This window comes from Rhizobiaceae bacterium, assembly GCA_023953845.1.
Taxonomy (GTDB): Bacteria; Pseudomonadota; Alphaproteobacteria; order Rhizobiales; family Rhizobiaceae; genus Arvimicrobium.
In genome coordinates, this window is record JAMLJC010000001.1 from 79250 (window position 1) to 104762 (window position 25513).

Genomic DNA, 25513 nt, shown 5'->3' on the forward strand with positions numbered 1-25513 from the left:
TTTCCGACATGATTGACAGCAATCTGCCCCGGAATCTTCCCGCACAGGAGATGACGCAGGAAGAGCGGCGGGCTGCTCTGGAGCGCATCCTGAGCGGTCCCAAATGGAGCGTCATGCGCGAAGGCCGCATGCCGACGGCGGACGAGCGAAATGAACGGTAGGACGTTCATCGACAGCAACGTCTTTCTCTATTCAGCCGAACAGAAAGAACCATCGAAGGCCGATCGTGCGGGAAACTGGCTCCGACCTTCTCGAGAGTGGAAACGGCATGGCCAACCTGCAGGTCATGAACGAGATCACCAACGTCCTCATAAAACGCGGCAATCTGACATCCGAACGCGTGTTTTCGATCGTTGACGGATTCATCGGCTTCGGCGCATCGGCGATCAGTTCCGAAACGGTTGCCGCCGGGCGGTTGCTCCGACTGGAAACCGCCTATTCCTGGTGGGACTGCCTTCTGCTGGCGTCGGCTATGGAACTGCAGTGCACATACTTCCTGTCGGAAGATATGCAGGACGGACATAAAATCCGTGGGTTGACTGTTATCGATCCATTCCTGCATAGCCCGCCAGACTCACCTCTTCACTAGGACAGCCAGTTATGGGTTTCAAATGCGGCATCGTTGGCTTGCCCAACGTTGGCAAGTCGACGCTTTTCAACGCGCTGACCAGAACGGCGGCGGCGCAGGCCGCCAACTATCCCTTCTGCACCATAGAACCCAACACCGGCGAGGTCGCCGTCCCGGACCCGCGGCTGCAGAAGATCGCCGCGGTCGCCAGGTCGAAGGAGATCATCCCGACCCGCATCTCCTTCGTCGACATTGCCGGCCTCGTGCGCGGCGCATCGAAAGGCGAGGGCCTCGGCAACCAGTTCCTCGCCAACATCCGCGAGGTAGACGCCATCGTTCATGTCCTGCGATGCTTCGAGAATGACGATATCACCCATGTCGAGGGCAGGATCGATCCGGTGGCGGACGCCGAGACGGTCGAGACCGAACTGATGCTGTCGGATCTCGAAAGCCTCGAGCGGCGCGTCACGCAGATACGCAAGCGCGCTACCGGCAAGGACAAGGAGGCGATGACGGTCCTGCCGATCATGGAACAGGCGCTCGCCCTGCTTCAGGACGGCAAGCCGGCCCGCGTGCTCCTGAAGACGATTTCGCACGAGGACCTGAAGATCCTGCAGGGCCTGAATTTGCTCACGGCTCACCCGGTTCTCTATGTGTGCAATGTGGCCGAGAGCGACGCGGCCACGGGCAACGCGCACACGAAGGCGGTCGAACAGATGGCCGCCACGCAGGGCGCGGGAACGGTCGTCATTTCGGCCGCGATCGAATCGGAAATCGCGCAGCTTTCCGATGCCGAGGCGAAGGAATATCTGGAAGCGATGGGGCTTGAAGAGCCCGGACTCGACCGCCTGATCCGGGCGGGATACGAACTGCTTCACCTGATCACCTATTTCACCGCCGGCCCCAAGGAGACACGCGCCTGGACGATCGAGAGGGGCACCAAGGCGCCACAGGCGGCCGGCGTCATCCATTCCGATTTCGAACGCGGCTTCATCCGCGCGCAGACCATCGCCTACGATGACTTCGTCACGCTGGGCGGCGAGGTCGCGGCCAAGGAAGCCGGCAAGGCACGCGACGAAGGCAAGGAATATGTCGTCCACGACGGCGACGTGCTTCTGTTCAAGTTTAACACGTGACGTCGATGCGGCACGGCGGCAGCATCCGGTGGGGATCGAGGACCAACCACCTTTCCCCGCTAGCGCTTGACCTGCGCGTCCGCGCGGTCTCGGATGGCGATTGCCGGAGCATCGGATGCGAGCGGCCCGAATAAATGGCAGGCGAGATGACTGAAAAGAAGTGGGCTTTCGAGGATCTGGTCGAAGGGTCGACCATACAGCTCAGCACCAAGAAGATGACCGCCGAGGAAATCATCGAATTCGCCTCCGAGTTCGATTTTCAGCCAATGCATCTCGACGAGGAAGCCGGCAAGGCGAGCATTCTCGGCGGGCTCTCCGCATCGGGCTGGCACACGTGCTGCGTCTTCATGCGGCTTCTGTGCGACGGCTTTCTGCTGGACTCGACCTCGCAGGGCGCGCCGGGGATCGACTTCGCGCGATGGAAGAAGCCGGTGCTGGCCGGCGACACGCTGACCGGCAAATGCCTCGTGGTCGGTCGGCGGGAATCGAAGTCGCGGCCCGGCATCGGTTTCGCGACGATCCACAGCGAACTCACGAACCAGCGCGGCGAAGTCGTGCTCGACCTCCAGAACACCGGCATGTTCCAGCGGAGGGACGCAGCATGACGCTCGACGACTATCTCGACATCGGCGTCACGCATACGCTCGGCTCGCACACCTTCTCCGCACAGGAGATCAAGGCGTTCGCGGCCAAGTATGATCCCCAGCCTTTTCACGTGGATGAGGAGGCGGCGAAACACAGCGTGCTCGGCGGTCTCTGCGCCTCGGGATGGCATACGGCGGCGATGTGGATGCGCTACAACCTGCTCTGGATGAAGGCCAATCCGAAAGTCTGGACAGGCGGCGGGCCTGCGCCGGTCTTCGGCCCCTCGCCCGGCTTCGAAAACCTCAAATGGCTGAAGCCGGTCTATGCCGGCGATACCATCACCTACACGAGAACCAATGTCGGCCACCGCGCGATGACATCGCGGCCGGGCTGGCGCCTCATGTCGATGCAGTCGGCAGGCTCGAACCAGCATGGCGACAGGGTGATCGAGTTCGACAGCGTCGTGCTGATGCAGGCGGCCTAGGACCGATCGACATTCAGGATTCCGTTTAGGCTTGATGTCTGATTCATAGGGTTCCGTGTTTTGGCACGGAGCTTGAGATGGGCGTCAAACGCTATGAGCTGAGCGATGTGCAGTGGGTGCGGATTGCGCCTCTGCTATCGGGTAAGGCCAGCGATCCCGGCCGCACGGGGGCGGACAACCGCCTGTTCGTGAACGGTGTCTTGTGGGTTCTGCGCTCGGGCGCCCACTGGCGCGACCTGCCCGAGCGCTACGGCAAGTACAAGAGCCTTCACAAGCGTTTCAGCCGCTGGGCCAAGGCCGGGGTCTGGGAGAAGGTCTTTGCCTCGTTGATCAAGGATCGCGACAATAAATACCTGATGCTCGACACCACGCTGGTCCGCGCGCATCAGCAGGCAGCGACCGGAAAGGGGGGGACCAAAACCAGGCTCTGGGGCGTTCCCGGGGAGGATTGACCACCAAGATCCACATGCTGGCCGACACGCTCGGCAGGCCGCTACGCTTCATTCTCACGCCCGCTCAGGCGGGCGACGTCACAACCTCTTGCGCCTTGCTGGAAGGCTTCAAAGCCGAGGCCGTGCTGGCTGACAAAGCCTATGACGCCAATGGGTTGCGGGCCCTCATCAGCCAGATGGGCGCCGAGGCCGTCATTCCCTGCAATCCGACCCGAAAGCAGCCGATCCCCTATGACAAGATGGCTTACAGGCTGCGCAACCGCATCGAGCGCTGCTTCAACAAGCTCAAGCACTTCCGACGCTTCGCAAACAGATACGACCGCTTGGCCAGCCACTTCCTCGCATTCATCCAACTCGCAGCCGCAATGATATGGATGCGCTGAATGTCGATTCAGCCTAGAGCGGATTGTCCGGGGCGGCAATGCCCCCCGTTCAATGCCCTTCAAAGGCGATCAAGGTGCGCACCGTCACGTCGAGCGCCTCGAGCCTTGCCCGGCCGCCGAGATCAGGCAGGTCGATCACGAAACAGGCCGCGACGATCTCGGCGCCCATCTGGCGCAGCAGCTTGGTCGCCCCCTCGGCGGTGCCGCCCGTCGCGATCAGATCATCGACCAGCAGCACCTTCTCGCCGGGATTCACCGCATCCTTGTGCATCTCCATTTCGTCCAGCCCGTATTCGAGGCTGTAGGCCACGCGCACCGTCTCGTGGGGCAGCTTGCCCTTCTTGCGGATGGGTATGAAGCCCGACGAAAGCTGATGCGCCATCGCCCCGCCGAGAATGAAGCCGCGCGCCTCGATCCCCGCGATCTTGTCGATCTTCATCCCCGCATAGGGATGGACCAGTTCGTCCACCGCGCGACGGAAGGCACGGGCATTGCCGAGCAGCGTGGTGATGTCCCGGAACAGGATGCCGGGTTTCGGATAGTCCGGAATGGTCCGGAGCGCAGACAGGAGGGTGTCTTCGAGAGAGGATCTCATTCTGGATGTCAGGCCCCGGCGGTGTGTCAGCTAGTGGTAGCCGGGTGAGCCGGATCTGGAAAGGAAATCATCGCACCAGATGAAAAAAGGGCGCCCGCAGCGCCCTTTCAATGGAGTCACATTCCGGCGCTCAGTGCGCCACGCCCGACCATACCTTGCGTTTGGTTATGTAGACGAGCGCGCCGAACAGGATGAGGAAGATCATGACGCGGAAGCCGGTCTTCTTGCGATCCTCGAGATGCGGCTCGGCGACGTACATCAGGAATGCGGAGACGTCGGTGGCATACTGGTCAACCGTCTGCGGCGAGCCGTCCTCATAAGTTACCTGGTCGTCGCTCAGCGGCTTCGCCATGGCCAGCGACTTGCCGTTGATGAAATACGGATTGTAGTACGTGCCCTCGGCGACCTCCATGCCGGCCGGCGGTTCTTCGTCGTAGCCGGTCAGAAGCGAGTGGATATAGTCCGGGCCGCCCTCGGCATACTGCGTGAAGATGTCGAAGACGAAGGTCGGGAAGCCGCGGGTCACGCCGCGCGCCTTGGCGATCAGCGAGAAATCCGGCGGGGCCGCGCCGTTGTTCGAAGCTGCTGCCGCCTGCTCGTTGGGGAAGGGCGACGGGAAGTGGTCCGACGGAATGGCGGGGCGCTCGAACATCTCGCCAGCGTCGTTGGGGCCGTCCTGAACCGTGTATTCGGCCGCCAGCGTCTTTAACTGCGCTTCGTTATAGCCAAGCCCCTCCAGGGCGCGGAACGGCACCATGCTCATCGAATGGCAAGCCGCGCAGACTTCCTTGTAGACCTTGAGGCCGCGCTGCAACTGCGCCCTGTCGTAGGTTCCGAAAGGACCGGCGAAGCTCCAGTCCAGCTCCTTGGGATGCTTGATCGGGAAGTGCGTCGGCTCGGCCTCGCTGTGGCCGCCTTCCTCGGCGGCCCAGGCATAAGCGCCGACACCAGCCAACAGAACGCCGGCTGCAGCCAGAGCGGTAAGAATCTTCTTCATCGAAATGCCCTCTTCGACGTCCGCTCAGACCTTGACTTCCTGCGTGCTGCCGGACGGCAGCGCCACAGGCGTCCCCTTGTTCTTCTCAAGTACCGCTTCGGTGATCGAGTTCGGCACGCGGCGCGGCGTCTCGATGAGGCCCAGCACCGGCATGATGATCAGGAAGAAGGCAAAGTAGTAGAGCGTCGACACCTGCATGGCCGGAATATACCAGCCTTCGGCCGGCTTCGAGCCCAGCCATCCCAGGAAGATGGCGTTGGCGGCGAAGAGCCAGAAGAACAGCTTGTACCATGGGCGGTAGACCGCCGACCGCACTTTCGAGGTATCCAGCCACGGCACCACGAACAGGACCGCAATGGCGGCGAACATGGCGATGACGCCGCCGAGCTTGGAGTTTATCGGGCCGATGTTGAAGGTGATGGCGCGCAGGATGGCGTAGAACGGCAGGAAGTACCATTCAGGCACGATATGCGCCGGCGTCTTCAACGCGTTGAACTGGATGTAGTTGTCCGGATGGCCCAGATAGTTCGGGATGTAGAAGACAAAGTAGGCGTAGACCGCGAGGAACACGATCATGCCGAACGCGTCCTTGATCGTCGCGTAAGGCGTGAAGGGCAGCGTGTCCGTCTTCGACTTGACCTCGATGCCTGTCGGGTTCGTCTGCCCGGTCACATGCAGCGCCCACACATGCAGCACCACGACGCCCGCGATCATGAAGGGCAGCAGGTAGTGCAGCGAGAAGAAGCGGTTCAGCGTCGGGTTGTCGACGGCGAAGCCGCCGAGCAGCAGCTGCTGTATCCACTCGCCGACCAGCGGAATGGCCGTGAAGAAGCCGGTGATGACGGTCGCGCCCCAGCCGGACATCTGGCCCCACGGCAGCACGTAGCCCATGAAGCCGGTCGCCATCATCAGCAGGTAGATGATGCAGCCCAGAATCCAGAGCAGCTCGCGCGGCGCCTTGTAGGAGCCGTAGTAGAGACCACGGAAGATGTGGATGTAGACGGCGATGAAGAAGAACGAAGCGCCGTTGGCGTGCAGGTAGCGCAGCAGCCAGCCCGAATTGACGTCGCGCATGATCTTCTCGACCGAGTCGAAAGCCAGCGCCGTGTTCGAGGCGTAGTGCATGGCGAGCACGATGCCGGTCAGAATCTGCGCCACCAGCATGATCGCGAGGATGCCGCCGAAGGTATAGGTGTAGTTCAGGTTGCGCGGCACCGGGTAGGCGACGAAAGAATCGTACACGAGCCGCGGCAGCGGAAGGCGCGCGTCGAACCAGCGCTCGATGCCAGTCTTCGGCGTATAGGTGGAATGTCCGCCCGACATCTGATTTCTCCCCTCAGCCGATCTTGATCTTGGTGTCGGACAGGAATTCGAGCGCCGGAACCGGAAGGTTCTCCGGCGCGGGTCCTTTGCGGATGCGACCGGCGGTGTCGTAGTGCGAGCCGTGGCACGGGCAGAACCAGCCGCCGAAATCGCCCTGCTGGCCGAGCGGCACGCAGCCCAGATGGGTGCAGACGCCGACCATGACGATCCAGTTTTCCTTGTCCTTGGCAGCGGCGCGATCGGAATCTGTCGCCTGCGCATCCGACGGCAGGTTGGCGTTGCGCGCGACGGGGTCCTTCAGCTCGGCAAGCGGCGTATCCTGCGCGGCCTTCACCTCTTCCGGCGTGCGGTTGCGGATGAAGACCGGCTTGCCGCGCCATTTGACGACGATGGACATGCCCGGCTCGACCGCGGCCACATCGACCTCGATCGAGGAAACGGCAAGGGTGGACGCGTCCGGGCGCATCTGGTCGATGAACGGCCACGCGACACCGCCGGCGCCGACGACGGCCGCCATGCCGGTCGCGATATAGAGGAAGTCCCGGCGATTGGGTTCTATCGTGTCTGATGCGCTCACGAAACGTCGATCCTTCCTACTTCGATCGCCGGATGAGCTTTGTCCCCGCTCGCAAACGCCGCCCCGATACGCTGGCGATCAGGCTGGCGAAGTTACCGGCATTTCCGGCGGTTCTATGCAGGAAGCCAATGCTTGTCCAGACGCCAGACAGGGCGTGGGCAGATTGTCGCGGCGGAAAAATCAGGCCAGCAGCGCCGAGAAGGCACCGGAAGGCATCGTGATCCCTGACATGGGCATGAGGAAACGACGGAATTGAGGCGGCAAACACATGATCCGGCCTCCCGAATCACTTCCGCAGCCGATGGCCGGAAAGGATTGAAACGACTCGGCTATCGACGCGGCGCCACCATTACTTGGCGCCCAGCCGGACCAGCACCTCGTTGGGAATGCCATATTCCCGGATGACGTCGTGATGCCGGCGCAGGCCGCAAAGTTCGCGCTGGATGAAGTAGCCGTAGACGGCCTCGGCGGCTTCCTTGAGGCATGCATGGCGCTCGGACGATCCGGCCGGCGCGGAACGGAGTTTTTCCAGCGCCTTCTCCGCCTGCTCGCCGGCACGGCCGAGCGCGGAAGCCTTCTCGGCAAGAATCTCGAATTCGAGCGGATTCGCGGTATTCTGCCCCGCTCCCGATAGCCGCTCGGGCCAGCGCAGCGTCATTCATGCCCCTTTCCGAGCGGCGACCTGCGGCGCAGCAGCTGAAACTCCATGCGATGCGTCATGAATTCCTCGCCTTCGATGCGCATAAAGCCGAGCTTTTCATAGAATGGAAACGCTTCGTCCGTGGCGCGGACATTGAGAGCGGGAAAATGATCCCGCGCCTTGGCGATGGCGCTGCGCACAAGGATACGGCCGGCGCCATGCCTGCGGAAAGGCGCGGCGACATAGAGGTGCCGGACCCTGCCCTCGCGTTTTCTCTGTATATACGGATCGACGTTCAGGCCGCAGACGCCGACGAGTTCATCCCCGTAAAAGGCGCCGTAGAGCGCCTCGCCGCGACGGGAGAACCGGTTGCTGCCGTCCCGCCACCCGGCCAGCAGGCGGGTCAGCATCCAATAACCTTCCGCGCGGCTCGCCTTTTCCAGCGCGCGGAACGATGCGCTGCGCACGCGCGGCCGTCGCACCTCGATGCCGGTATGGGGCATATCCATCGCCGCCTCACTCCGCCGCGATGCGCTCCGCGAGGAAGCCGCCCGACTGGCGCTTCCAGAGCTGCGCGTAGAGCCCGCCGCGCGCGATCAGCTCCTCGTGCGTCCCTTCCTCGACGATCCGGCCCTCGTCCAGCACGATCAGCCGGTCCAGCGCCGCAATGGTGGACAGTCGATGGGCGATGGCGATGACGGTCTTGCCCTCCATCAACTGGGCGAGATTGTCCTGGATCGCCGCCTCGACCTCCGAGTCGAGCGCCGAGGTCGCCTCGTCCAGAATCAGGATCGGCGCGTCCTTCACCATCATGCGGGCGATCGCGACGCGCTGGCGCTGGCCGCCGGAGAGTTTTACGCCGCGCTCGCCCACATGGGCGTCGTAGCCCCTGCGGCCGCGCGGATCGACAACATTGGCGATGAAATCGGCAGCGGCCGCGCGACGGGCCGCATCGACGATCTCCGCTTCGGACGCTCCTGCCCTGCCATAGCCGATATTGTCGCGGATCGAGCGGTGCATCAGCATCGCCTCCTGGCTGACCACGCCGAACTGGGCGCGCAGCGAGGCCTGCGTGAGGTCGCGGATATCGTGGCCGTCGATCAGGATGCGGCCGCTCTCCACGTCGAAAAGGCGCAGCATCAGGTTGACGATGGTGGTCTTGCCTGCGCCCGACGGCCCGACGAGCGCCACCCGCTCGCCCGGGCGGATGTGCAGGTTGAGATCGTCGATGATGCCGCTGCCCTTGTCATAATGGAAGGACACGTCCTCGAAGCGGATGTCGCCCCTGGCGCGGGGCATGACGACGGCATCGGGCGCGTCGGTGATCGCCGGGGTGACGGAGATGGTTCGCGTCGCGTCCTGAACGGTCGCGTAATTGCGGATCAGGCCGTTGATGTTGAACATCATCCAGCCCGACATCTGATTGAGCCGGAAGACGAGGCCAAGCGAAGCGGCGATGGCGCCCGTCGAGATCTCGCCGTTCACCCACGACATGACGGCGAGCGCGCCCACGGCGCTCATCATCATGCCGTTGAGGAGAGCGACGGACGAGCGCACGGTCGTGACGGCGCGGGTCAGCCGAACGACCGCCGTCAGAAAGCTCTCCAGCCCGTCGCGGATATAGGCGTGCTCGCGCCGGCCGCTGTCGAACAGCTTCACCGCCATGATGTTGGTGAAGGCATCGACGAGGCGACCATTGAAAATCGAGCGCTGGTCGGCCGTCTCGCGTCCCGCCCTGCGCAGTTCCGGCAGCAGGAAGCGCACGATGGCGACATAGCCCATGAACCAGACCGCGACGACGACGCCCATCAGCGGGTCGAGCGACATCAGGATGGTGATGGCCAGGACCACGAAAGTGAGGAACGACCACATGGTCTGCAGCACATTGACGATGAAGTCGCCCACAGCCTCGCCGCCCTGCATGATCTTGGTGGCGATGCGGCCGGCGAAATCGTTCTGATAGAAGCCGTAGGGCTGTTCGATCACGCGCCGGAACGACTGCCAGCGCACCATGGAGTAGAAGCCCGGCACGATGACCTGCTGCTCGATCACCGCGCCCGTCACGAGGATGACCGTGCGCACGACGAGAACCAGCAGGAGCAGCGCGGTGAGCGCCATCCAGTGGTCCCGCAGCAAAGTCGCAGAGGCGGAATGGTCGAGAAGGTCGATCAGCCAGCCAACCGACCAGTACATGGCCGCGTCGACGGCGCCGGCGAACCCGCCGACGACAAGCAGCAGGAAGAACGGCAGCTTCGCCTGCCTGGCGAAATAAAGGATGAATTGCCACGCCGTATCCGGCAGCACGGCGCGGTCGGTGTCTTGAAACGGATCGATCGAACCCTCGACGCTGCGCCAGATGCGGTCGCGCACGCCGTCCTCCGTTGGGACGGACGATCCCTCGCCGGCTGGTCGCCGGGCGGGTTGCTGCTGTCGTCCGGTCTCGGCCTGCCTCATTCCGCCGCCTGTCCGCTGGGCGCCGCGTCGTTCGCCGGAACGGTCTCGCCATCGTCCATCAGGAAGCCGCCGGACTGGCGCTGCCAGAGCTGGGCGTAAAGTCCGCCCTTCGCCACCAGTTCGTCATGCGTTCCTTCCTCGACGATCCGTCCCTTGTCCATGACCACCAGCCTGTCCATCGCCGCGATGGTCGAAAGCCGATGTGCAATGGCGATCACGGTCTTGCCTTCCATCAGGCGATACAGGTTCTCCTGGATCGCCGCTTCGACCTCCGAATCTAGTGCGGAAGTCGCTTCGTCCAAGATCAGGATGGGGGCGTCCTTCAGCATCACGCGGGCGATGGCGACGCGCTGGCGCTGGCCGCCGGAGAGTTTCACGCCCCGCTCGCCGACATGCGCGTCGAAACCCTTGCGGCCTTTCGGATCGGCCAGCGTGGCGATGAAGTCGAGCGCCTCGGCGCGCCGCGCCGCCTCGATCATCTCCTCCTCGCCGGCATCCGGCCGGCCGTAGAGGATGTTGTCGCGGACGGAGCGGTGCAGCAGCGACGTGTCCTGCGTCACCATGCCGATCCTGGCCCTGAGCGAATCCTGCGTGACGCCGGCTATGTCCTGCCCGTCGATGAGGATTCTGCCGCCCTCGATGTCGTAGAAGCGCAGGAGAAGATTGACGAGCGTCGACTTTCCGGCGCCGGAACGACCGACGACACCGACCTTCTCGCCCGGCCGAACCTCCAGCGTGAGCGCCTCGATGACGCCTTTCTGCTTGCCGTAGTGGAAACGCACATTCTCGAAGGAGATCGCGCCGTGAGGCACGTCCAGCGCCTTCGCGTCCGGCTTGTCCTCGACCAGCCGCGGCAGCGAAATCGACGAGATGCCGTCGCGCACCGTGCCGATGTTCTCGAAGAGAGCGGACATTTCCCACATGATCCAGTGCGACATCGAGGAAAGACGCAGCACGAGACTGATGGCGACCGCCACCGCGCCGACGGTGATGAGATCGCCCAGCCATAGCCAGATCGCCGCGCCGCCCACGGCAGCCAGCAGCGCCGCGTTCAGCATTTCGAGCAGGCCGAACAGCCACGTGCCGAGTCGCATCGAGCGGTAGACTGTGTCCATGAAGCCGGACATGGCCTCCTTGGCGTAGGAGGCCTCGCGGCGGGCATGCGAGAACAGCTTGATGGTCTGGATATTGGTGTAGCTGTCGACGACGCGGCCGGTCATCAGCGAGCGCGAGTCAGCCTGCTCCTCCGCCACCTTGGCGATGCGCGGGATGAAGAAGCGCAGCAGCAGGATGTAGAAGGCCAGCCAGGCGACGAACGGCACCGCCAGCTTCCAGTCGGACGAGGCGACGAGCACCAGCGCGCCGATGAAATAGACGATGACGTAGTTCAGCACGTCGAACAGCTTCAGCACGCATTCGCGCACGGCGAGCGCCGTCTGCATCAGCTTCGTCGCCACGCGCCCCGCGAACTCGTCCTGATAGAAGCCCATGGACTGCTTCAGCAGGTAGCGATGCACCTGCCAGCGGATGCGCATCGGATAATTGCCCATCAACGTCTGCTGGTTGAGCAGGAGGCGCGTCCAGTCGATGATGGGGTTGATCAGGAGGATAATCACGGCAAGGCCGATGAGCGTCCATCCCTCGTTCTGCATGAACGTCTCGCGATTCTGATGCGAGAGCCAGTCGACGACCTGCCCCATCCAGCCGAATAGCCAGACTTCGATGGCGCCGATCGCCGCCGTCAGGGCGGCCGATGCAAGGATGTAGGGCCACGCGCCGCGCGTATAGTGCAGACAGAAGGCGAGCAGCGTCTTCGGCGGCTCGTTCGGCTCTTCCGCCGGAAACGGGTCCAGTCGCTTTTCAAACCATTGGAACAACATGCGAAAACTCTCTTGAGGTCCTGCGCGGCCCTCTCAGGCCGCGCGCGTCCGGATCGCGTCGTCTTCGCCCGCCACCCTGGCGGGAACTCCGGCAGACGTCTTCCGGTCGATATAGGTGATATTCTGCGATGCGTCGGCAGCGGCTCGGGCCGCTGCCTCAGAAGCGCCGGACAGCCGCCAGGACGCCAGCATTCCGGCCACGACGCCGGAAAGGCGCGCCAGCAGCGACGGCCGGCGCGTCAACGGTGGCGGCTCGGGCGCCGGCAGATCCGGCAACACGCCGCGATGCGGGCGACGCGCCGGCCCGTCATCCGACGGCGAGAACTCGCCGATAGCGAAAGCCCAGGCGGCCAGCTTCGCCTCATGCAGCGAGCTTATCTCGGAAAATCTGTCGGCGTGGATCAGATAGGGGTCGCGGTACGACCCGGATTTATAGCGTGACATGGTCGGATTCCCAGGGAGACGGAAAGTCGTTTTCCGGCGGAATCGAGACGATGTTGCTCTAGATTTTCAGAGGAAGCGTCGAACCGAAACCGCGCTCAGGCAAAAAGCCTTCGGGTGGGGCGGTGAATGTCTACGGTCATCATGAATTCCATTCCCGCCTCCTTGGGTTCGAGTGGACACGGCGCGCTCTATAGACGGGTTCGGCGAACTTGGCTACCCGCATCGTGCAACTTTGTCGCAGCCTCCTGACAATGTGGCCGATCCGCAACGCCAATGAATGGAGCCAGCCATGACGCCCGGCGTGAGAATTGCGCTGTACCAGCCGGACATCGCCGGCAACACCGGAACCATCCTGCGCATGGCGGCCTGCCTTGGCCTCGCCGTCGATCTCATAGAACCCGCCGGCTTCGACATTTCCGACCGGGCGCTGAAACGCGCCGGCATGGACTATCTCGAAATGGCGGCGCTGACCCGGCACGTCGACTTTCAGCGCTTCGAGGAGCAGCGGCGGACGGAAGGCCGGCGGCTGGTGCTGCTCTCGACCAGGGCCGAGCTGCCCTACACGCAATTCGTGTTCAGGGACGGCGACGTCCTCCTCTTCGGCCGCGAATCGGCCGGCGTGCCGGAGGCCGTCCACGACGACGCGGATGCGCGTCTGCTGATTCCCATGCGCGGTGGCGGGCGCAGCCTCAACGTCGCTCTGGCCGCCGCCATGGTGGTCGGCGAAACCCTGCGCCAGCTTGGCTGAACACTTACCTTCGGCCGCGCGGAATTCGACGATCCCGTCTGGCCTGATGACGAACCGCGGTCTGCCCGCCTTTTCCATCTGTCCGTTCCTTCGTTGCGATCTCACGGACGGATTGATAAAACCTCAAGTAATATTGAGGTCAAGAGGCGATCCATGGCACGGGAATTGTCGGTCGGCGAAGTCGCGCGACGCAGCGGCGTTGCAGTTTCCACGCTGCATTTCTACGAGACGAAGGGGTTGATCCACAGCGAACGCACCGGCGGCAACCAGCGCCGCTACTCTGGCGACGTGCTGCGCCGCGTTGCTGTCATCAAGGTCGCGCAGGAGGTCGGAATCTCTCTTGCCGACATAGGTGAGGCGCTTGAATCCCTGCCTGAGGGCCGGACGCCGAATCGCGCGGATTGGAGTCTTCTTTCAAGGAGATGGCGCGAGGACCTCGACCGCCGCATCCGCAAGCTGCAGGCGCTTCGCGATGGGCTGGACGACTGTATCGGCTGCGGCTGCCTGTCCATAGACAGATGCAGATTGCGCAATCCGGAGGATAGCCTGGGGCGGGAAGGTCCGGGCGCGCGCAGGCTGGCGGCGGGCTGATCTCAGTCGGCTGCCGGCAGGCGGCGGATGGTGAACTCGATCACATCGCCCGGCCGTTCGAACCAGCTCTCGATTTCCGTCCAGTAGGCCTGCTTCGGCCATCGGTCAAACCATTCTCGCGCTTTCCTGCGGGCGTCGGAGCGAGGCAGGACGAAGGTCTCCCGCAGGAACCCGTCGCGCGTCTCTCCCTGCCGTTCCGCGCGCGAGCGTTCCAGGCGTTTCTTCAGCGCATTGAGCGGCGGTCTCGCCGGCGTCGCCACGAAAGAACTCCTTGACCCTACCTGAATGAAGCTTAGGGATCGCGGTCTGGAAAAACGAGTCTTTTGTTTGAAAAGCCGTCGCGAGCGGGGCGGGAGAAAGATGGAACGGCCAGAGATTCCGGCGGGTTTGCCCGACGACATCGACATGAGGAAAGCCACTGCACGCGCATGGTTCGAGACGTTGCGTGACCGGATCTGCGCCGCCTTCGAAAAGTTGGAGGACGAGGTGAGCAGTCCACGCGCAGAGCGGCCGGCCGGCCGCTTCGAGCGGACGGACTGGCTGCGCGACGAGGGGCGCGGTGGCGGCGGCCTGATGTCGATGATGCGCGGCCGCGTCTTCGAAAAGGTCGGCGTTCACACCTCCACCGTCCATGGCGAATTCTCGCCCGAGTTCCGCAGGCAGATGCCGGGCGGCGACGAGGACCCGCGCTTCTGGGCCTCCGGTATTTCGCTGATCGCGCACCCGTGGAATCCGAATGTGCCGGCAGTGCACATGAACACGCGCATGGTGGTGACGTCGCGCTGGTGGTTCGGCGGCGGCGCCGATTTGACACCGGTGCTCGACCGGCGCCGCACGCAGGACGATCCGGACACGCAGGCGTTCCACGAGGCGATGCGCGACGCTTGCGACCGGCATATCGCGATCGCGGATTACGGACGGCTGAAGGCATGGTGCGACGAGTATTTTTACCTGCCTCATCGCAAGGAGCCGCGCGGCATCGGCGGCATTTTCTACGACTGGCAGCACTCGCCGGACGAAAAGGGCGGATGGGATGCGGATTTCGCCTTCACGCAGGATGTCGGCCGCGCCTTTGCCGATATCTATCCTGCGCTCGTCCGCAGGAATTTCGACGCGGATTGGACAGACGCCGATCGCGAGGAGCAGTTGATCCGGCGCGGCCGCTACGTCGAGTTCAACCTGCTCTACGATCGCGGCACGATCTTTGGCCTGAAAACCGGCGGCAACATAGCGTCAATCCTCTCCAGCATGCCGCCAGAGGTGCGCTGGCCGTAACCGGAGCACCGACACCTGCCGCTTTCGTGCGCGAACGGCCTACATCCGTGTGCGGCTTTCGGCCGCGAATCCGTTTGCCAAATTTCCTCCACAAACCCTTGAATCGGCGACGAATTATGACCGATTGGAGCGGCGGGATTTTCTTTTTAGTCTAATGGATGCAGGATCGCTCAGGTCTCTATTTCTGTGGCCGGGCCGGGAAACGCCGGCGGCTTCCCAAGAGCCGCGACACGACGCGACCGGACGGCCCGAATCCTGCGGGCAAAGCCCGAACGGACGCCCGCAACACTGAAGGATGCTTGCCATGCGCACGCTTCTCATCCCCGCGGCAGCCGCCGCAATCCTCGCCACCTCCTCGTTGGTCTTCGCCGCCACCCAGACAAACGGCACCGTCAAGAGCTACGACAGCCACGCCATGACGCTGACGCTTGCCGACGGCTCCACCTATACGCTGAAGAAGGGCGTGAAGGCTCCTGCCCTCAAGGCCGGCGAGAAGGTCACCGTGTCCTGGGATATGAGCGGATCGAAGAAGATCGCCGACAAGGTCACCATCGCGAAGTAGCCGGCATACACGAAAAAGCGCGGAGGTCCGCCTTCGCGCTTTTTCGCTCCGCAGCGATCCGTGCTATAGTTGCTCACCAGAACGAGGAAAGGAGGCACCCATGAAGGAGTTCCATTGTGGTTCTCTCGTTCCCGGCTGCGACTGGCACACGCGCGCCGAGGAAGAGGCCGAGGTCATGCGTCGCGCCGTGGAGCACATGCGTGAAACGCATGGCGAAACGATCATTCGCGAAACGATGGTAGAGGCTATCCGCTCGCGCATCGAGAACGCACGCAACGCAGCCTGACATCCGGTCAGCTTCGCTGCTCCAGCATAATCGCGGCGCGCTTGAAAAGCGCGTCGCGCTCCATGCGGAAATCCGAGGCGATCCAGTCCTTTTCCAGGGATTTCAGCGCCGCGCCGAGTTCCGGACCCTTCTGCCAGCCTTGCCCGAGAAGGTCGGCTCCCTTCAAAGGGAAAGCCGGTTTTTCCCAGCTTTCCTCCAGTTTCAGCAAGCGCGCATAGCCGCCCGCCTCGACCAGGGCCTTGTCGTCCTGTTCGGCGCGGTAGCGCGCATTGCCGAGGGCAAGCTTCAGCCTGTCCGAAATGCCCCCCTTGTCGCCGCCATAGAGCGTTTGCCGGAAGGCGCGCTCCGACGTGTCGGCGCGTATTGGCGACGACAGCGCCCAATTTCCGAGGCGTCCGGCTTCGTCCCGCGACATCCGCAAGCGTCTTGCCAGCACCTCCGCTCGTGCTGCATCCGGCGGAATGATGGCCTCCAGCCGCAACATGGCGTCCGGCCCCCAGCCGAGATCGCGCTCTGCCTTCACCAGCGCATGGATAGCGTCGATGCCCCATTTCTCGCTCTCGGGCAGGATGACCGAAAGGACGCCGGCCTGGCGCATCCAGAGCAGGCTTCTCGAAGGATCGGGCGCGGACAGCATGCGCTTCAGCTCCGCCCAGACGCGCTCGGCCGAAAGGCCCGAAAGCCCGGCCTTCAGCCGCGCGCAGGCACGCAGGCCACCGGCGTCCGGGCGGCCCGAACCGTACCACGCGAAGAAGCGGAAGAAGCGCAGGATGCGCAGGTAGTCCTCGCGGATGCGCGTCTCGGCGTCGCCGATGAAGCGGATGACGCGGTTTTCGATGTCCTCGCGCCCGCCGACGAGATCGACGATCGTTCCGTCGGCCTTCGCATAGAGCGCATTGATGGTGAAGTCGCGCCGTTCCGCGTCCCGCTGCCAGTCGCGGCCGAAGACGACCTTCGCCCGGCGTCCATCCGTCTCCACATCGTCACGCAACGTGGTGACCTCATAGGGCCTGCCTTCGGCGATCACGGTGATCGTGCCGTGCTCCGCGCCGGTCGGCACCGCCTTGAAGCCGGCCGCCTCCGCCAGGCGCGTCGTCTCCTCCGGCGTCGTCGTCGTGGCGATGTCTATATCCGCCACAGCCTGTCCGAGCAGGGCATTGCGGACGGCGCCGCCCGCGACGCGGGCCTCCCCGCCGTCACGCGACAACGTCGCAAGCAGCCTCTGCAGCGGCTTGTGCCTCAGCCAGTCGACATCCAGCGTATCCCTCACGCATAGAGCCTTTCATACATGCCGTGTATGATGCCGGCGGTGATGCCCCAGATCATCCAGTCCTGATACGGCATGCGGTAGAAGAAACGCTCCTTGTTCTGCCAGATGCGGGTGTCGCGCACGTGATTGGCGGGGTCCATGAGGAAGCGCAGCGGCACCTCGAACGCAGCATCCACCTCGTCAGGGTTTATCCTGAGCCTGAAGCCCGGCGTCACCACCGAGAGAACCGGCGTGATGAGAAAGCCGCTCGGCGCGAAATATTCGGGCAGGCGGCCGACCGGCTCGACGAAGCGGCGCTCCAGCCCGATTTCCTCGACCGACTCGCGCATCGCCGCATCCTCCACGGACACGTCTTCCGGATCGATGCGGCCGCCGGGAAAGGCGACCTGGCCCGCATGGGCGCGCAGGCCGTCGGTCCGCTTGGTCAGGAGAACGGTCGCTTCGCTGCCGTGATCCACGACCGGCACGAGAACCGCCGCGCCGCGCAACTGGTCCTTCGGCAGCGACTGGAAGATATCCGCGTTCTGACGGATGTCTTCATATATATCGTCGTCGCCGGCGTCGCGCTGGTGCTGCGCGCGGCGGCGGAATTCGGCTGCCGAGAACAGGCTGGTGACGGCAGTGTCCATGTCAGCTCGCCAGCCGGTGCAGCGTCTCGACCGGCATGATCGGAAAGATCGCGCCTTTCGAGCGCACGCAGAACATCGGCGTGCCGTCGATCTCGATCTCCTCGCCATATTCGACGAGCTCGTACATCACCGGCCTGCCGATCAGCGCCTCCAGCCGGCCGCGCACGAGGACGTAGGGCTTCAACCCGCCGGTTTCGTCCTCGTTCACGAAGCGGATGGGACGCTCCGGCCCGGCTTCCACGACGTCGCCGACATTGGTGCGGAAGGTGATGACCTGTTCATCGCCCTGCCCGCTGGCATTCATCTCGACGGCGACGAAAGGCGCATCCTCGACCCGGATGCCGACGCGCTCGACCGGCGTCACGAGATAGGTCCTGCCGTCCTCGTCCTTGCGCAGGACGGTGGAGAAGAGCTGCACCAGCGGCATGCGGCCGATCGGCGTGCCCATGTAGAACCACGTGCCGTCGCGGCGGATCTCCATGTCGATGTCACCGCAAAATTCCGGGTTCCAGCGCTCGACCGGCGGCAGACCCTTGCCGGCGCGGGCCGCGCGCGCGATCAGCGCCTCCAGCCCGCCGGGGTCGGCGGCACGGACGAGGCTTTCGCTTGCGGTCTGGCGGTCGCTTGGCATGGTCACGAAATAGTCACTGTTGGCGCGCTTGTCAGCCATAGTGTGGGAATTAAGTTCCGGAGGATGCGCTTCGATCGCGCGAATCGAGGCATAATCCCGCTGCAGTTTTGACACGCGAGGAAGAGTCGGCCCGTATGAGCGTCATGATCAAGGAAGCCGCGCTGAGCGAACAGGAGATGGTCGCCGAAGCCGAGCGCGCGCTGGAAGACATCTCAAAGGTTCGGGAAGCGGTCGGCGCGGTCATCTTCGGTCAGGAAAGCGTGGTCGAGCGCACGCTGGTCGCGCTTCTGGCCGGCGGCCATGCCCTTCTGGTCGGCGTTCCGGGCCTCGCCAAGACAAAGCTGGTCGAGACGCTGGGGACCGTGCTGGGGCTCGATGCCCGCCGCGTGCAATTCACGCCCGATCTGATGCCCTCGGACATTCTCGGCTCCGAGGTGATGGAACAGGACGACAACGGACGGCGCTCGTTCCGCTTCATTCCCGGGCCGATCTTCACGCAGTTGCTGATGGCCGACGAGATCAACCGCGCCAGTCCGCGCACGCAGTCCGCGCTTCTGCAATCCATGCAGGAGTATCACGTCACGGTCGCCGGCGCGCGCCATGACCTCCCCTCGCCCTTCCATGTGCTCGCCACGCAGAACCCGCTGGAGCAGGAAGGCACTTATCCGCTGCCGGAAGCGCAGCTCGACCGCTTCCTGATGCAGGTGGACATTCTCTATCCGGAGCTTGAGGCCGAACGACGCATTCTGGTCGAGACCACCGGCGTGAACGAGCAGCGCGCGCGAAACGTGCTGACGCCCGAACGGCTCAAGGAGATCCAGCAGCTGATCCGGCGCATGCCCGTGCCGGAAAGCGTGGTGGAGGCGATCCTCTCTCTCGTCCGCTCGGCGCGTCCCGGACAAGGCAATGCTGAGACGGACAAGCATGTCGCATGGGGTCCGGGGCCGCGCGCCAGCCAGGCCCTGACGCTGTGCGCCCGCGCCCGCGCGCTCTACGACGGGCGGCTTGCGCCTTCGGTGGACGATGTACGCGCATTGGCCGAGCCGGTGCTCCAGCATCGCATGGCCCTCACCTTTACCGCGCGCGCCGAAGGCATGAGCGTGCGCGACGTGATCGCACGCCTCGTGAAGGCGGCGGGATGACAGGGCCGGAAAGGCGCGAATAGGCTGATGGCGCGGATCGGCGAAGCGACGCAACCGGTCGCTACGAGCGATGCGCTGGCCCGTGGGCGTCTCCGGGCCTCGCTGGTGCCGGACCTCCTCGTCGAGGCGCGCCGGCTGGTGAACACGGTGATCGCCGGCTGGCACGGCCGCCGCAGGCGCGGCATCGGCGAGAATTTCTGGCAGTTCCGCCCCTATGTCGAGGGCGAAGGCATTGCCCGCATCGACTGGCGGCGTTCGGCCCGCGACGATCACACCTATATACGCGACCGCGAATGGGAGGCCGCGCACACGGTCTGGCTGTGGGCCGATCCGTCGCCCTCCATGCTCTACAAATCCGCAGCCGCGAGCGTTTCCAAGGAGTCGCGTGCGCTTGTGCTGATTTTCGCCATGGCCGAGCTTCTGTCGCGCAGCGGCGAACGCATCGGCTGGCCCGGCCTCACCGATCCCTTTGTCGCCCGCGACGGCGCGGAGCGGCTGGCCTCGCGCATTTCCCACGCCGCCGACCTGCCGGCGCGGCCCGACTTCACCGGCATCCGCCGCTTTTCCGATATCGTTCTGGCGAGCGACTTCCTCGATCCCGTCGACGAGACGATGGAATGGCTGGACGTTCTCGCCCGGCACGGCGTCCGCGCTCACCTGATCGAAGTGGCCGACCCCGCCGAGGAAACCTTTCCCTATGCCGGACGCACCGAGTTCGTCGATCCGGAAACGGGCGAGAAACTCACGGCCGGCCGGGCCGAGCAGCTGGGCGACGAATACCGGCTCCACTACTCGGCGCGGCGGGCCGAACTCGCCGGCTGGTGCCGCCGCCTCGGCTGGAGCTTCACTGTCAACCACACCGACCGGCTGGCGTCGGAGGCGCTCGTCCGGCTGCATCTGGCGCTCAGCGTCGCGGAAGGGGGCAGAACATGAGCTGGCTGCCGCTTTCCTTCGGCGCGCCGCTGATGCTGGTCGGCCTGCTGGCGCTGCCGATCATCTGGTGGCTGCTGCGGCTGACCCCGCCCCGCCCGCAGCAGGAAGTTTTCCCGCCGCTGCGCATTCTGGCGCGCGTTCTGAGAAAGGAAGAGACGCCGAACCAGAGCCCGTGGTGGCTGACCTTGCTGCGGCTGCTCATGGCGGCGCTCGTGGTGCTCGCGCTCGCCGATCCGGTCTTTAACCCGCGCGAGAGACTTTCGACCGGCGGCGGCGCGCTGGCGCTGGTGATCGACAATGGCTGGGCGAGCGCGCCGGACTGGGAGCGCCGCGTGGCGACGGCCGAGCGCCTGATCGCCGATGCGGAAGCCGGCGGCGCGCCGGTCGTCCTTGCCTTCACCGCGGAAAAGCCCAACGCCGAAATCGGCCCCTTCGACGCCGCCAATACCCGCGACCGCCTGCATGCGGCCGAGCCGCGGCCCATTCCGACCGACCGCGGCGCAGCCCTTTCCCGCGTCGCCGCGCTTCTCGACCAGTTGCCCGGCGCCAGCGTCGCGCTGTTGACCGATGGTCTCGCCGCCTCCGGCGATGACGCGGCATTTCAGGCCGTGCTGGCAAAGAATCCCGCCAAACTTTTCTGGGCAACGCCGGAAAGCCTCTACACGATCGGTCTGACCGCTGCCGACAACGACGTGGATGGTTTCACGGTGACCGCCGTGCGGCCGGCGAACGACGCCGCGCCGCGTCAGGCGACCCTTGGCGCCTTCGACGACAAGGGCCGCCGCATCGCCGACGCCGCGCTCTCCTTCCAGCTTGGCGAGCACGAGGCGTCCGCGCGCCTGACCGTGCCGTTCGAGTTGCGCAACGATTTCGCATCGATCGCCGTCGACGGACAGCCGCAGGCAGGCGCGATCCGCGTTCTCGACGACAATTCCAAGCGCCGCCGCGTCGGGCTCCTGTCGCAGGCCGAGGCCGATCAGGACCAGCCGCTGCTTTCGCCGCTCTATTATATACGCCGGGCGATGCAGCCCTTCGCCGATCTCGTGGAGCCTCAAAGCGCGGACCTCGCGGAGGCCATCCCGCAGCTCATCGACCAGAAGCCGGCGATGATCGTCATGGCCGACGTCGGCACGATCCCGGAAGCCGCGCGCGCGAAGCTGGTCGAATGGCTGCGCGAAGGCGGCACGCTTGTGCGTTTCGCCGGCTCGCGCCTCGCCGCCGCCGACAATGACGAGGAATTGCTGCCGGTCGTCCTGCGCACCGGCGAACGGTCGCTCGGCGGCGCGCTGTCGTGGACGACGCCGCAGGTCGTGTCCGACTTTCCGGCGAACGGCCCGTTCTCCGATCTCACCCCGCCGAACGAGGTGACCGTCTCGCGGCAGGTGCTCGCCGAGCCGACACCCGACCTGGCCGACCGCACCTGGGCCAATCTCGCCGACGGAACGCCGCTCGTGACCGGCGCGCGGCGCGGCAGCGGCACGCTGGTGCTGTTCCACGTCACGCCCGAGGCGACATGGTCAAATCTGCCGATCTCCGGTACTTTCGTGGAGATGCTGCGCCGTATCGTGCAACTGTCGCGCAACCAGGGCACTGCGACGATGGCCACCGAGGCCGCGCCGCAGAGCCTTGCGCCCTATCGGCTGATCGCAGCCAACGGCGCGCTGACGCCCCCCTATGGCGACGCCAAGCCGCTGCTGGTCGGTGGCCCGGTGCCGCCGGTGACGATCGAGAACCCGCCGGGCCTCTACGGTTCCGAAGACGGCGTGCAGGCGCACAATCTTCTGGCCCGCAACCAGCAGCTCCTGCCCATCGCGCGACCGCAGAACGTGCCGATGACCGACGTCGCCTACGCCTTCGACCAGTCCAGCCCGCTGAAGGGGCCGCTGGTCGCCGCCGCGCTGCTTCTCATGGTTCTGGATACGCTGGCGGTTCTCTGGATCGGCGGCCGCTTCACCCGCCGTCCGAAAGCCCGCCGGGCGGCGGCCGCGGCTGCTTCGGCCTTTTTCCTCGGCCTTGCGCTGACCCTGTCCCTCCCCGACCGGTCTTTCGCGCAGGATGCGAAGCCCGGCGACGCGGAAGCCATCGAAGCCATCGCCACCACACGTCTCGCCTATGTGCTGACCGGAGATTCTTCCGTCGATTCGATCAGCCGCGCCGGCCTGAAGGGTCTGACCCGCTTCCTGATCGACAAGACCGCGCTGGAGCCCGGCGAGCCGGCCGGCGTGGACATAACCCGTGACGAACTCGCCTTCTATCCGCTGCTCTACTGGCCGATCGACCCGGGAGCCGCCATGCCGTCGCAGGAGGCCATTGCCCGCATCGATGCCTATATGCGCGAGGGCGGCACCGTGCTGTTCGACACGCGGGACCAGTTCTCGACCGACATCACCTCAAGCGGGACGGTGAGCCCGGCCACGGAGCGGTTGCGCGACATCCTCGGCAACCTCAACGTGCCGCCGCTCGAACCCGTCCCGGCCGACCATGTGCTGACGAAAACCTTCTTCATCCTCAACGATTTTCCCGGCCGCTTCAACGGCAGCCCGCTCTGGGTGGAAGCCTCGCTCAATGCCGAGAACGCCGACAACCGCCCGGTGCGCACCGGCGACGGCGTGTCTCCCATCATGATCACCGCCAACGATTTTGCCGGCGCATGGGCGGTTGACGCCAATGGCGACGCCCTGCTGCCCACCGTGCCGGCCGACCCCATGCAGCGCGTCTATGCCCTGCGGACCGGCGTCAACATCATGATGTACATGCTGACCGGCAACTACAAATCGGATCAGGTCCACGTGCCGGTGCTGCTCGAGCGGCTGGGGCAGTAGCATGAACTGGTCCATTTCGTTCGAACCCCTCCTCTCCTGGGCGTGGCTCGGCCTCCTTCTCGTGCCGATCGCGCTGATCGCGCTCGCCGGCCTCTGGTTCAGGCAGCGCGGCGCGGTCTTCCGGCTGGCGGCGCTGGCCGCATTGGCGCTCGCTTTGCTCAACCCCGTCCTGCTCGACGAGTTGCGCGAGCCGCTGAAGAGCGTCGTGGCCGTGATCGTCGACCGCAGCCAGAGCCAGGAGATCGGCAATCGCACCGCCGAGACCGATCAGGCGCTGGTCGGGTTGCAGGAACGGCTCGCCCGCTTCAAGGAGTTCGAGGTGCGCGTGGTCGAGACCGGCAAGGCCGCCTCCGCCGACGAGCGCGCCGAGACGCGCCTGTTCGGCGCGCTGGACAGCGCCTTCCGGGATGTGGCGCCCTCGCGCATCGCCGGCGCCATCATGCTGACCGACGGTCAGGTGCATGACGTGCCGGCTTCGCCTGGCTTCAACGCCCCTCTTCACGGGCTGATTACCGGCGAGGAGGGCGAACGCGACCGGCGCATCCGGTTCGAGCGTGCGCCGCGCTTCGGCATCGTCGGCAAGCCGCTCGACCTCACCTACCGCGTGCTGGACACCGCAGGCGCGGCCGGAACGGCCGAGGTGCGCGTCTCGATCAACGGCGAGCAGATCGCCGTCGAGACGGCCGCCATCGGGCAGGAAATGCCGCTGCAGATCATCGTGCCCAATGCCGGCCAGAACATCGTGGAGCTGTCGATCGATCGCGTCGACGGCGAGCTGACCGACGTCAACAATCACGCCATCGCCATCGTCGACGGCATCCGCGAGAACCTGCGCGTCCTGCTGGTCTCCGGCGAGCCGCATGCGGGCGAGCGCACCTGGCGCAACCTCTTGAAGTCCGACGCGTCGGTCGATCTCGTGCACTTCACCATCCTGCGTCCGCCGGAAAAGCAGGACGGCACGCCGATCAACGAACTGTCGCTGATCGCCTTCCCGACGCGCGAACTGTTCGTGGAGCGCATCAACGATTTCGACCTGATCATCTTCGACCGCTACCAGCACCGCGACGTGCTGCCGATCCTCTACTACGACTACATCGCGGAGTATGTGGAGAAAGGCGGCGCGCTGCTGATCGCCGCAGGCCCGGAATATGCCGGCGAATCCTCGATCTCGCGCACGCCGCTGATGGCGGCGCTCCCCGCCCTGCCCACCGGCGACGTGATCGAGCAGGGCTTTTATCCGCGCCTCACGGATATCGGCAAGAAGCATCCGGTGACGCGCGGCCTTGAAGGCTCCGCCAGCGAGCCGCCGCACTGGAGCCGCTGGTTCCGGCTGATCGGCATCGAGCAGCCGGAAGGCGAAACGGTGATGCAAGGCCCCGACAACCTGCCTTTGCTGGTGCTCGACCGCAAGGGTGAGGGACGCGTCGGCATGCTGCTGTCCGACCAGGGCTGGCTTTGGGCGCGAGGTTTCGAAGGCGGCGGACCCCATGTCTCGCTCTACCGGCGCATCGCGCACTGGCTGATGAAGGAGCCGGAGCTGGAGGAGGAGCGCCTGACCGCGGCCGGACGCGGCATGACGCTCGACATAAACTGGCAGACCATGAGCGACGATCCAGGTCCGGCCCGCGTCATCACGCCGTCGGGGAAGTCGCTGACCGTGCCGCTCGCCTCGTCTTCGCCCGGCATTTTTGCAGGCAGCGTGGAGACGGACGAGATCGGCCTTTACCAGATCGCCAATGGCGACCTGACCGCGCTTGCCCATGTCGGCCCGGTGAACGCGCCGGAGTTCACCGACACGGTCTCGACGGAGAACGTGCTGCGCCGGCCCGTGGAGGAGACGGGCGGCAGCGTCAGGCGTCTGGAAGGCATGACGGGCGTCAGCCTGCCTGGCATCGTGCCGGTGCGCGGCACGGCGACGGCGTCCGGCCGCGACTGGATCGGCCTGCGCACGACGAACGACAGCGTGCTCAAGGCGGTGACCCGCGTGCCGCTGTTCGGGGGGTTCTTCGGACTGGCGCTGCTGCTGCTTGCGCTCGGCTCGATGTGGTACCGCGAAGGCAGATAGCGCCAGTTCCCTCCCTCTTGAGGGGAGGGTGGGCGCAAAGC

At 65.0% G+C, this 25513-nt stretch carries 28 protein-coding genes; 15 read left to right on the forward strand and 13 right to left on the reverse strand.

All coding sequences use genetic code 11. From position 1 onward, the window contains the following. The first annotated feature begins 8 nt into the window (after positions 1-8). The 6 genes from M9955_00420 (at position 9) to M9955_00445 (ending at position 3608) form a co-directional block, all read left to right on the forward strand. Entirely contained in the window at positions 9-161 is a 153-nt protein-coding gene (locus M9955_00420) for a hypothetical protein (GenBank protein MCO5080099.1), read from the forward strand. 107 nt (positions 162-268) lie between these two features. Then, positions 269-589, forward strand: a complete 321-nt coding sequence (locus M9955_00425; protein ID MCO5080100.1) for a hypothetical protein — start codon at positions 269-271, stop codon at positions 587-589. 11 nt (positions 590-600) lie between these two features. After that, positions 601-1704 carry a redox-regulated ATPase YchF gene (ychF, locus tag M9955_00430; protein ID MCO5080101.1) on the forward strand — a complete coding sequence of 368 codons (1104 nt, stop codon included), beginning with the start codon at positions 601-603 and terminating at the stop codon, positions 1702-1704. A 146-nt stretch (positions 1705-1850) separates the two neighbouring features. After that, positions 1851-2309, forward strand: a complete 459-nt coding sequence (locus M9955_00435; protein ID MCO5080102.1) for a MaoC family dehydratase — start codon at positions 1851-1853, stop codon at positions 2307-2309. Further along, positions 2306-2773, forward strand: coding sequence for a MaoC family dehydratase (locus M9955_00440; GenBank protein ID MCO5080103.1), 468 nt, complete (start codon positions 2306-2308; stop codon positions 2771-2773). The genes M9955_00435 and M9955_00440 overlap by 4 nt, the downstream gene beginning before the upstream one ends. A 77-nt stretch (positions 2774-2850) precedes the next feature. Next, positions 2851-3608, forward strand: a protein-coding gene (locus M9955_00445) for an IS5 family transposase (protein ID MCO5080104.1) whose coding sequence is annotated in 2 segments (ribosomal slippage) — positions 2851-3163 and positions 3163-3608 — 759 coding nt in all. Because the reading frame shifts where the segments join, the coding sequence is not laid out codon by codon here. Between the two features lie 49 nt (positions 3609-3657). Here the strand turns inward: M9955_00445 and M9955_00450 are convergent. From M9955_00450 to M9955_00490, 9 genes are all read right to left on the reverse strand, one after another. Continuing rightward, positions 3658-4203: an adenine phosphoribosyltransferase gene (locus M9955_00450; protein MCO5080105.1), complete on the reverse strand. Its 546-nt coding sequence runs from the start codon at positions 4201-4203 to the stop codon at positions 3658-3660. Between the two features lie 130 nt (positions 4204-4333). Further along, on the reverse strand, positions 4334-5200 hold the full coding sequence (locus M9955_00455) for a cytochrome c1 (protein ID MCO5080106.1): 867 nt from the start codon (positions 5198-5200) through the stop codon (positions 4334-4336). 24 nt (positions 5201-5224) lie between these two features. Next, positions 5225-6523: a cytochrome b N-terminal domain-containing protein gene (locus M9955_00460; GenBank protein ID MCO5080107.1), complete on the reverse strand. Its 1299-nt coding sequence runs from the start codon at positions 6521-6523 to the stop codon at positions 5225-5227. Positions 6524-6536: 13 nt separating this feature from the next. Continuing rightward, positions 6537-7040: a ubiquinol-cytochrome c reductase iron-sulfur subunit gene (petA, locus tag M9955_00465; protein MCO5080108.1), complete on the reverse strand. Its 504-nt coding sequence runs from the start codon at positions 7038-7040 to the stop codon at positions 6537-6539. A 409-nt stretch (positions 7041-7449) separates the two neighbouring features. After that, complete coding sequence (locus tag M9955_00470) at positions 7450-7758, reverse strand: hypothetical protein (protein MCO5080109.1); 309 nt, start codon at positions 7756-7758, stop codon at positions 7450-7452. Then, complete coding sequence (locus M9955_00475) at positions 7755-8249, reverse strand: GNAT family N-acetyltransferase (GenBank protein ID MCO5080110.1); 495 nt, start codon at positions 8247-8249, stop codon at positions 7755-7757. Before M9955_00475 ends, M9955_00470 begins: the two co-directional genes overlap by 4 nt. 7 nt (positions 8250-8256) lie before the next feature. Next, positions 8257-10110 carry an ABC transporter ATP-binding protein/permease gene (locus M9955_00480; protein ID MCO5080111.1) on the reverse strand — a complete coding sequence of 618 codons (1854 nt, stop codon included), beginning with the start codon at positions 10108-10110 and terminating at the stop codon, positions 8257-8259. 80 nt (positions 10111-10190) lie between these two features. After that, positions 10191-12071 carry an ABC transporter ATP-binding protein/permease gene (locus tag M9955_00485; GenBank protein ID MCO5080112.1) on the reverse strand — a complete coding sequence of 627 codons (1881 nt, stop codon included), beginning with the start codon at positions 12069-12071 and terminating at the stop codon, positions 10191-10193. A 36-nt stretch (positions 12072-12107) separates the two neighbouring features. Then, on the reverse strand, positions 12108-12518 hold the full coding sequence (locus M9955_00490; protein ID MCO5080113.1) for a hypothetical protein: 411 nt from the start codon (positions 12516-12518) through the stop codon (positions 12108-12110). A 289-nt stretch (positions 12519-12807) separates the two neighbouring features. Between M9955_00490 and M9955_00495 the strand changes: the two genes are divergently transcribed. Next, positions 12808-13266, forward strand: coding sequence for a tRNA (cytidine(34)-2'-O)-methyltransferase (locus M9955_00495; protein ID MCO5080114.1), 459 nt, complete (start codon positions 12808-12810; stop codon positions 13264-13266). Positions 13267-13419: 153 nt separating this feature from the next. Next, positions 13420-13857 (forward strand): redox-sensitive transcriptional activator SoxR, encoded by a 438-nt coding sequence (gene soxR, locus M9955_00500; protein MCO5080115.1) that lies wholly within the window; start codon positions 13420-13422, stop codon positions 13855-13857. A gap of 2 nt (positions 13858-13859) precedes the next feature. Here soxR and M9955_00505 read toward each other — a convergent pair whose 3' ends face one another. Beyond that, positions 13860-14117 carry a hypothetical protein gene (locus M9955_00505; protein ID MCO5080116.1) on the reverse strand — a complete coding sequence of 86 codons (258 nt, stop codon included), beginning with the start codon at positions 14115-14117 and terminating at the stop codon, positions 13860-13862. A 100-nt stretch (positions 14118-14217) separates the two neighbouring features. On the opposite strand from M9955_00505, the gene hemF reads away from it, so the two are divergent. The 3 genes from hemF (at position 14218) to M9955_00520 (ending at position 15980) form a co-directional block, all read left to right on the forward strand. Then, positions 14218-15132, forward strand: coding sequence for an oxygen-dependent coproporphyrinogen oxidase (gene hemF / locus M9955_00510; GenBank protein MCO5080117.1), 915 nt, complete (start codon positions 14218-14220; stop codon positions 15130-15132). Positions 15133-15436: 304 nt separating this feature from the next. Continuing rightward, the gene (locus M9955_00515; GenBank protein MCO5080118.1) at positions 15437-15694 is read left to right on the forward strand and encodes a DUF1344 domain-containing protein; all 258 of its coding nucleotides are present in this window, start codon (positions 15437-15439) and stop codon (positions 15692-15694) included. A 100-nt stretch (positions 15695-15794) separates the two neighbouring features. Then, the gene (locus tag M9955_00520) at positions 15795-15980 is read left to right on the forward strand and encodes a DUF1059 domain-containing protein (protein ID MCO5080119.1); all 186 of its coding nucleotides are present in this window, start codon (positions 15795-15797) and stop codon (positions 15978-15980) included. 7 nt (positions 15981-15987) lie between these two features. On the opposite strand, the gene M9955_00525 is transcribed toward M9955_00520, so the two are convergent. The 3 genes from M9955_00525 to M9955_00535 are packed head-to-tail and all read right to left on the reverse strand — an operon-like array spanning position 15988 to position 18510. Further along, entirely contained in the window at positions 15988-17250 is a 1263-nt protein-coding gene (locus tag M9955_00525; GenBank protein ID MCO5080120.1) for a CCA tRNA nucleotidyltransferase, read from the reverse strand. Beyond that, complete coding sequence (locus M9955_00530) at positions 17247-17879, reverse strand: CoA pyrophosphatase (GenBank protein ID MCO5080121.1); 633 nt, start codon at positions 17877-17879, stop codon at positions 17247-17249. The genes M9955_00525 and M9955_00530 overlap by 4 nt, the downstream gene beginning before the upstream one ends. A gap of 1 nt (position 17880) precedes the next feature. Further along, a complete protein-coding gene (locus M9955_00535) occupies positions 17881-18510 on the reverse strand; it encodes a DUF1285 domain-containing protein (GenBank protein ID MCO5080122.1) in 630 nt (209 codons plus the stop codon). Positions 18511-18644: 134 nt separating this feature from the next. On the opposite strand from M9955_00535, the gene M9955_00540 reads away from it, so the two are divergent. From M9955_00540 to M9955_00555, 4 genes are read left to right on the forward strand one after another with little or no spacing between them, the layout of a single operon-like run. Then, positions 18645-19652: a MoxR family ATPase gene (locus tag M9955_00540; GenBank protein MCO5080123.1), complete on the forward strand. Its 1008-nt coding sequence runs from the start codon at positions 18645-18647 to the stop codon at positions 19650-19652. 27 nt (positions 19653-19679) lie between these two features. Next, entirely contained in the window at positions 19680-20585 is a 906-nt protein-coding gene (locus M9955_00545) for a DUF58 domain-containing protein (protein ID MCO5080124.1), read from the forward strand. Continuing rightward, on the forward strand, positions 20582-23407 hold the full coding sequence (locus tag M9955_00550; protein MCO5080125.1) for a DUF4159 domain-containing protein: 2826 nt from the start codon (positions 20582-20584) through the stop codon (positions 23405-23407). Before M9955_00545 ends, M9955_00550 begins: the two co-directional genes overlap by 4 nt. A 1-nt stretch (position 23408) precedes the next feature. Next, a complete protein-coding gene (locus M9955_00555; GenBank protein MCO5080126.1) occupies positions 23409-25472 on the forward strand; it encodes a hypothetical protein in 2064 nt (687 codons plus the stop codon). Positions 25473-25513 lie beyond the last annotated feature (41 nt).

Coding starts and splice junctions, on each gene's coding strand:
- M9955_00420 (MCO5080099.1), top strand. CDS start 9: ATGATTGACAGCAATCTGCCCCGGAATCTTCCCGCACAGGAGATGACG.
- M9955_00425 (MCO5080100.1), top strand. CDS start 269: ATGGCCAACCTGCAGGTCATGAACGAGATCACCAACGTCCTCATAAAA.
- ychF (MCO5080101.1), top strand. CDS start 601: ATGGGTTTCAAATGCGGCATCGTTGGCTTGCCCAACGTTGGCAAGTCG.
- M9955_00435 (MCO5080102.1), top strand. CDS start 1,851: ATGACTGAAAAGAAGTGGGCTTTCGAGGATCTGGTCGAAGGGTCGACC.
- M9955_00440 (MCO5080103.1), top strand. CDS start 2,306: ATGACGCTCGACGACTATCTCGACATCGGCGTCACGCATACGCTCGGC.
- M9955_00450 (MCO5080105.1), bottom strand. CDS start 4,203: ATGAGATCCTCTCTCGAAGACACCCTCCTGTCTGCGCTCCGGACCATT.
- M9955_00455 (MCO5080106.1), bottom strand. CDS start 5,200: ATGAAGAAGATTCTTACCGCTCTGGCTGCAGCCGGCGTTCTGTTGGCT.
- M9955_00460 (MCO5080107.1), bottom strand. CDS start 6,523: ATGTCGGGCGGACATTCCACCTATACGCCGAAGACTGGCATCGAGCGC.
- petA (MCO5080108.1), bottom strand. CDS start 7,040: ATGGCGGCCGTCGTCGGCGCCGGCGGTGTCGCGTGGCCGTTCATCGAC.
- M9955_00470 (MCO5080109.1), bottom strand. CDS start 7,758: ATGACGCTGCGCTGGCCCGAGCGGCTATCGGGAGCGGGGCAGAATACC.
- M9955_00475 (MCO5080110.1), bottom strand. CDS start 8,249: ATGGATATGCCCCATACCGGCATCGAGGTGCGACGGCCGCGCGTGCGC.
- M9955_00490 (MCO5080113.1), bottom strand. CDS start 12,518: ATGTCACGCTATAAATCCGGGTCGTACCGCGACCCCTATCTGATCCAC.
- M9955_00495 (MCO5080114.1), top strand. CDS start 12,808: ATGACGCCCGGCGTGAGAATTGCGCTGTACCAGCCGGACATCGCCGGC.
- soxR (MCO5080115.1), top strand. CDS start 13,420: ATGGCACGGGAATTGTCGGTCGGCGAAGTCGCGCGACGCAGCGGCGTT.
- hemF (MCO5080117.1), top strand. CDS start 14,218: ATGGAACGGCCAGAGATTCCGGCGGGTTTGCCCGACGACATCGACATG.
- M9955_00515 (MCO5080118.1), top strand. CDS start 15,437: ATGCGCACGCTTCTCATCCCCGCGGCAGCCGCCGCAATCCTCGCCACC.
- M9955_00520 (MCO5080119.1), top strand. CDS start 15,795: ATGAAGGAGTTCCATTGTGGTTCTCTCGTTCCCGGCTGCGACTGGCAC.
- M9955_00530 (MCO5080121.1), bottom strand. CDS start 17,879: ATGGACACTGCCGTCACCAGCCTGTTCTCGGCAGCCGAATTCCGCCGC.
- M9955_00535 (MCO5080122.1), bottom strand. CDS start 18,510: ATGCCAAGCGACCGCCAGACCGCAAGCGAAAGCCTCGTCCGTGCCGCC.
- M9955_00540 (MCO5080123.1), top strand. CDS start 18,645: ATGAGCGTCATGATCAAGGAAGCCGCGCTGAGCGAACAGGAGATGGTC.
- M9955_00545 (MCO5080124.1), top strand. CDS start 19,680: ATGGCGCGGATCGGCGAAGCGACGCAACCGGTCGCTACGAGCGATGCG.
- M9955_00550 (MCO5080125.1), top strand. CDS start 20,582: ATGAGCTGGCTGCCGCTTTCCTTCGGCGCGCCGCTGATGCTGGTCGGC.
- M9955_00555 (MCO5080126.1), top strand. CDS start 23,409: ATGAACTGGTCCATTTCGTTCGAACCCCTCCTCTCCTGGGCGTGGCTC.